Source organism: Streptomyces sp. NPDC050388, from assembly GCF_040655635.1.
GTDB lineage: Bacteria > Actinomycetota > Actinomycetes > Streptomycetales > Streptomycetaceae > Streptomyces.
The window spans coordinates 1-5,401 of record NZ_JBFAKH010000188.1 but is presented as its reverse complement, the minus strand read 5'-3'; the positions used below and the strand labels follow the sequence as shown (position 1 = coordinate 5,401).

Here is a 5,401-nt window from a genome sequence, read left to right as displayed (position 1 = left end):
CTCATCACCCGAGGCGACCGGGACCATTTCTCCCTGCTGGTAGTCCCGCCGGACACGATGCCTGACGCGGCACGCGCCGCGATGGCCAGGGCCGTTCGGGCCGACAACGTCACCGGGGCCGAACAGATCCTCATCGACACAGGCAGCGACACGCCGTCTCCGCCGAACTGACACCTTCGTCGCAGACCGGATCTCCGGAAGTCGGGACGCTAGATACGGGCGAACTTGGGACTGTAAAACGTTCGGCCCTGTCTCACTTTCGGTGGTAACGGAGCGTGCCGTTATCCGAGGAGGCGTTGTCACGTTGGCTGACCGGCGTGGGATGATCTTCGTAGAGGTCGTATCGGGGAGGGGACTGCTCGTGTCGTCCGTGTCGCCGTCGTACCGGGGGCACCGGTACCCCGTCGAGATCATCTCCCACTGCGTGTGGCGGTACCACCGGTTCCCGCTGTCGTTCCGGGAGGCCGGGGAACTGATGCTCGAGCGCGGCGTGGTCGTCTCCTACGAAACCGTCCGGCGGTGGTGCCTGAAGTTCGGTCAGGCCTACGCCAACGCGCTGCGTCGCCGGCGTCCCCCTCCCGGCGACACATGGCACCTGGACGAGGTCTTCATCAAGATCAACGGTGAGCTGACGTACCTGTGGCGGGCCGTGGACGCCGACGGCACCGTCCTGGACATCCTGGTCCAGAACCGGCGGGACACCGTCGCGGCCCAGCGCTTCTTCCGCCGCCTGCTGAAGACGATCCGGGCGGTGCCCCGGGTGATCGTCACGGACCAGCTGCGCTCCTACGGCGCGGCCCACCGCGAGGTGATGCCCTCGGTCGAGCACCGCTCGCACCAGGGCCTGAACAACCGGGCCGAGAACAGTCATCAGCCCACCCGGCAGCGCGAACGCGCCATGAAGGGCTTCCGCAGTGCCGGTGGGGCCCAGCGGTTCCTGGCCGCGTTCAGCGGCATCTCCCCCCCACTTCCGGCCCCGCCGCCACCTGATGACCGCCGCCCACTACCGCGCCGAGATGACCGTCCGCTTCGCGATCTGAGACCAGGTCACCGGCGTCGCCGGCCTGCCTGCCGCGGCCTGAGCACGGAGCCGGGACCCGGCCCCACCACACCCGACACGCCGTCAGGCACTCGCACACTCAACAATGTGACAGTGCCCCACCGCGACCTCGACAAGGACGTCGTCGACCGCTGACCGTCCGGCACACGAGAGGGCGCCCGCAGCCATTCGAGCTGACTGCGGACGCCCTTTCGACTGTACCGGCCCGGCGCCCGCAGGCTGTCGCCCATGATGGGCCTGATCACAACGTTGAGCCCGAGGAGGGGACCGTGGCGCACGTATGGGTGCTCTACGACAGTTCGGCCCTGATGACTGAAGTGTTCCGTGCCGACGCCATCGAGCATGTGCGCTCTACCAACGAGACGGTGGACGCGCTGCGGATCGGGGCGGAGGGAAGAGTAACGGTCCTGCACGTCAGCGGCCGACCGAAGCTCCCTCCCGGATTCGGCCTCGACCTGCTCAAGACGATCGCAAGGGCCAGCGCCGAGCACCTGGACGAGGACACCGTCGTCGTGCCCACGCTGGACGGCGAGACCTGGAAGTGGGTGGTTCACCCGCTTCTTGCGTACGAACTCCCGAAGCGCTGAACCACCCGACGCGAGCAGGGCCTTGGACGAATCCGGGACCCTGCTCTGTCTGTGTGGAGCCGCTCTACTGGCTGCGGTCCCACCGGATCGGGTACGACACCGTCGGTGTCGGCCGCGGCGCGGACTTCTCCCAGCCGGGGAAGTGCACCGGGTACACCCCGCTCTGCTGCGGCCGGAGTAACCGCTCGCCCGCCCCGGCGCCGCCGGCCGTTCCGCCGCCGCTGCTGCCGAAGCCGACGACGGCCAGGGCCACCACGGCGAAGATGGTCAGCTCCCGCCGTGCCCCCGGGTGCCACCGCGAGTGCGCCCTGACCTTCGTGCCGTCCGCCCGTTCGTACTCCCCTACCTGCACCACGACGTGCTTCCCCTCCCCTGGGCAACGCGCCGCACCGGCGCAACCGCCCATCAAAGCAGCCGCCACTGACAGCAGGTGACGCATTGATCACCTTCGGCTAGCGCCCGGCAGTCGGTTGGTTGGGGCTGGCGTACAGACCTGTGGCCGGGGCGCGTGGGCACTGGGGTCTTCGCCGACCCCCAGACCTCGCTTCCCACGGCACTCGCCGACGCGGGCCTGCATCGTCGTGCTTCAGACCGGTCGCGCCAGGAAGCACCGGGGTTGTGGTCGAAGGCTGCTCTCCGGTGGGGAGTCCAGCACAGACGGGGTGAGGCCGTCGGCCGCCTGCAGGTGCGCCCGGTACACCGACCACCGTGTCGGCGCGGCCAGATGAACGTGCAGCGCAGCACCGGCAGGATCCGCAGGTCCGGGGGCCGGTTCGTCGTCGGGCGGTCGGTTCGAGGAGGCAGGCATCAGGATCTACAGGAAGGTCAGCGGCGCCCCGTGCGAGCGCACCGCTCCGTCCTGGCCCCGAACTCCTACCTCGGACACCAGCCGCAAGGTACGAGCGGCATGATGATGCGGCGTGACACAAGAGCAGCCGGAGAGTCGGCACCCGCAGATCCGCATTCATCGGTACGAGCAGGCCATCGCCATCAAATGGCCTGGCGAAGACCGGTGGTTCATGGCCTGGGGGACGGCGAGGCGACCGCCGAGTGGCGGGATAACCCGAACGACTCCCTTGCCTTCGACAAGCTGTCCCCAGACGACGAGTGGATGGACCCCGTGGCGGAGCACCGCAAGGACGTGACGCCCTGGACGGAGGCGATCCGCCGGGACATGGCGTCGATCCAGCGGCTTCTCGGCAGCCTGGAGGATCACCCCTGGGGCTGAGCCTGCGTCGCCCCGTACCTTGCGGTTGGCGTCCGAGATAGGCCCGGGAATCCCCGGGCCCCTGGGGTCGTTTCCGCAGGTCGGCATACGGCGGTCGTGGCGTCACGTCCGATTCGCCCTAGCTACCGGCTGGTTAGTTGTCCCCTGGTGTCCGAGCTGGGATTCCGGGGCCAGGTAGGAGCCCGGGGCCGGTTCGGCGAGTACTCCACCCACGAGCCCGGCATCCAACCCGAGGCGTATGACCCGCGCCTGGACGTCGACTTCACGGTGCTCAGAGGCGATGCCCCGACGAGCGAGAGCTACTCACGGCCGCCTGAACCGAAAATCCACCGTCCAGGAAAGCGCCCTGGTCACGGCCACTGCTTCGTGCGGCCGGCTGAGGCTTGCTGGGTGTCCGCGCCGGAGCTGGCATGCCGCTGGGTCTCCTGGGGACCGTGCCAGTCCAGGCACATCACGGTGGCATCGTCCTCGAGCTGGCCGCCGGCGGCGTCCCGTACCGCGGACGTCAGCATCAGCGCGGCCTCCCGCGGGTGCAGGTCCCGGGTGCGCTCCAGCAGAGCGGGCAGGTCGACCCTCTCCCCATGCCGTTCAAGCATGCCGTCGGTCAGCATGAGCAGACGGTCACCGGGGCGCAGATCGATGTCCTGAACCCGATAGGGGTGGGGCGCGAGCACGGACAGCCCGAAGGGATGGTCCACTGCGCAGGTGATCGCCTCCGCGGCCCCCTCGCGCATGCGCAGTGGCCAGGGATGGCCGGCGTTGACGAGCCGGGCCTGCCCGGTGTGCAGGTCGATGCGCAGCAGCTGCCCGGTGGCGTGACCGCGGCCGTGGTCGGTCAGGGCCAGGTCGGCCCGGTGGGCCTGCTCGGCCAGGCCGGCTCCTGCACGGCGGGCGCTGCGCAGGGCGCCCACCAGGATCGTGGCGGCCAGCGCGGCGTCGGTGTCGTGGCCCATGGGGTCGGTCACCGACACGTGCAGGGTGTCGCGGTCCAGGGCGTAGTCGAAGGTGTCGCCGCTGAGGTTCTCGGAGGGCTCCAGGCTCCCGCACAGGGTGAACTGTGCAGCCTCGCACGACAGTGACGGGGGCAGCAGTTGGTACTGGATTTCTGCTGCCAAGGTGGGGGGCCGGGAGCGTTTGCCCCAGATGTAGAGGTCGGTGAAGCGCCCGTTGGCGATCACGATATAGGCCAGGACGTGGGCGGCTTCCCCGACCGCAGCGAGGACGTCCTCGCCGGGGGCGACCGGCAGGAGCAGTTCCAGCAGCCCGATGGCATCCCCCCGGTTGGTGACCGGCACGATCACCCGCTGTCCCCGGCCGGTCTCCTCCTGGTACAGCCGCTGGGTACGGATCACCTGCTCGTAGACACTGCCGGGCAGGGGGATCCGCTCCGCTTCCCGCCCACCCTCCGCGGCATCAGTGGTGGACAGCCGCGCCACCGCCCTCCCTGTCAGGTCCACGATGAGGAAGGAGACCTTCGTGGCCTCGAGACGCCGCCGCAGGTCCTCGGCGACCACGTCGACGGCCTCCACCGGCGCGGCCGTCTCCGCTGCCGTCAGCAGCCGGGGAAGTTCACTCTGCCCACCACTCACGACCCCGGTCCCTTTCGTCGGCCCCTCATACCAGCCTGGGAACCACAACGGTGAGCGTCAATTCGTGACCAGTCGGGGTGCCGGTAAGAACGCTGTCAGCAGCCGCAAACGAGGGGATGTCACACCCATGACAGCCCCGACCTGGGACGGTTGACGGGTGCTGAGGCGTCGTGCCGGGTGTGAGCACCTGTGCGCCCCCGCAGGCACTCTCCCGGCCGCCGTGGGCGCGGCGCACGGTCGAACCATGGAGGACACCAGAGAACAGGCGTGCGTGGGTCGTGGGGACGGCACGGACTGCCCGAACGGGGAGACCGAGGTGCTGGTGGACGGGGTCCGCTGCGAGGAGTGCCGGCACCACTGGGAGCTGGACGCGACAGAGCCGGCCCGGCGGACGGCCGTGGACGACGGGTTGACGCGGCCGCTGGGGGACCCGCGGGAGGCAGGGCCGGGGACTGCGGCCTAGTACTGCAACGGTGCTTGGCGTGACTGCTGACCAGATCGGTCGTTGGTGTGGTCATGGGTGGGGACCTTGCGGATGTCAGATTGTGGGCAGGCGAACTGGACGCTCTGCACGGGCGGTTCGTGCACCGGTTCAGCCGGGAGGAGCCGCGCCAGTCGGCGCTGGCCTACATGCGGGGGCTGGTTGCTCCGCTGCAGCGGAAGAACGGCTGGACCCTGGCGGAGGAGGCCGGGCACGCGGGTCCCGACCGTATCCAGCGGTTGCTGAACCGGATCGAGTGGGATGCCGACGAGGTCCTGGACGACGTACGCGACTACGTCGTCGAACACCTCGGAGACCCTCAGGCCGTGCTGATCATCGATGACACCGGCTGTGCGCCACGAGGCGCTGAGGATCGAGTGGGAGGAGGAGCCCACCGCTGGTCATCGCAGTGACCGGTTGAAGCTGGAGACAGGCTGGACCCCAGGTCGGGGGCGA

Annotated in this window: 6 protein-coding genes and 2 pseudogenes; 6 read left to right on the top strand and 2 right to left on the bottom strand. The window is 69.4% G+C overall.

Annotation, left to right across the window (positions count from 1 at the left end):
* The 3 genes and pseudogenes from AB0I73_RS40130 to AB0I73_RS40120 form a co-directional block, all read left to right on the top strand.
* On the top strand, positions 1-171 hold a 171-nt coding region (locus AB0I73_RS40130), incomplete at its 5' end, for a DUF5994 family protein (RefSeq protein ID WP_363045331.1).
* A 190-nt stretch (positions 172-361) separates the two neighbouring features.
* A pseudogene (locus tag AB0I73_RS40125) lies at positions 362-1,040 on the top strand (IS6 family transposase).
* A gap of 289 nt (positions 1,041-1,329) precedes the next feature.
* Positions 1,330-1,647 (top strand): hypothetical protein, encoded by a 318-nt coding sequence (locus AB0I73_RS40120; RefSeq protein WP_363045330.1) that lies wholly within the window; start codon positions 1,330-1,332, stop codon positions 1,645-1,647.
* Between the two features lie 64 nt (positions 1,648-1,711).
* Here AB0I73_RS40120 and AB0I73_RS40115 read toward each other — a convergent pair whose 3' ends face one another.
* Positions 1,712-2,002, bottom strand: a complete 291-nt coding sequence (locus tag AB0I73_RS40115; protein WP_237409377.1) for a hypothetical protein — start codon at positions 2,000-2,002, stop codon at positions 1,712-1,714.
* Positions 2,003-2,641: 639 nt separating this feature from the next.
* Between AB0I73_RS40115 and AB0I73_RS40110 the strand changes: the two genes are divergently transcribed.
* Positions 2,642-2,875 carry a hypothetical protein gene (locus AB0I73_RS40110; protein ID WP_363045329.1) on the top strand — a complete coding sequence of 78 codons (234 nt, stop codon included), beginning with the start codon at positions 2,642-2,644 and terminating at the stop codon, positions 2,873-2,875.
* Positions 2,876-3,225: 350 nt separating this feature from the next.
* Here AB0I73_RS40110 and AB0I73_RS40105 read toward each other — a convergent pair whose 3' ends face one another.
* The gene (locus AB0I73_RS40105; RefSeq protein ID WP_363045328.1) at positions 3,226-4,464 is read right to left on the bottom strand and encodes a PP2C family protein-serine/threonine phosphatase; all 1,239 of its coding nucleotides are present in this window, start codon (positions 4,462-4,464) and stop codon (positions 3,226-3,228) included.
* Positions 4,465-4,708: 244 nt separating this feature from the next.
* Here AB0I73_RS40105 and AB0I73_RS40100 point away from each other — a divergent pair, with 244 nt between their 5' ends.
* Positions 4,709-4,927 carry a hypothetical protein gene (locus tag AB0I73_RS40100; protein ID WP_363045327.1) on the top strand — a complete coding sequence of 73 codons (219 nt, stop codon included), beginning with the start codon at positions 4,709-4,711 and terminating at the stop codon, positions 4,925-4,927.
* Positions 4,928-4,980: 53 nt separating this feature from the next.
* A pseudogene (locus tag AB0I73_RS40095) lies at positions 4,981-5,295 on the top strand (transposase); the annotation flags it as partial.
* Positions 5,296-5,401 lie beyond the last annotated feature (106 nt).

Bases quoted from the DNA above. Each gene is read 5' to 3' on its own strand.
- AB0I73_RS40110 (WP_363045329.1), top strand. From the start codon at position 2,642: ATGGCCTGGCGAAGACCGGTGGTTCATGGCCTGGGGGACGGCGAGGCG.
- AB0I73_RS40100 (WP_363045327.1), top strand. From the start codon at position 4,709: ATGGAGGACACCAGAGAACAGGCGTGCGTGGGTCGTGGGGACGGCACG.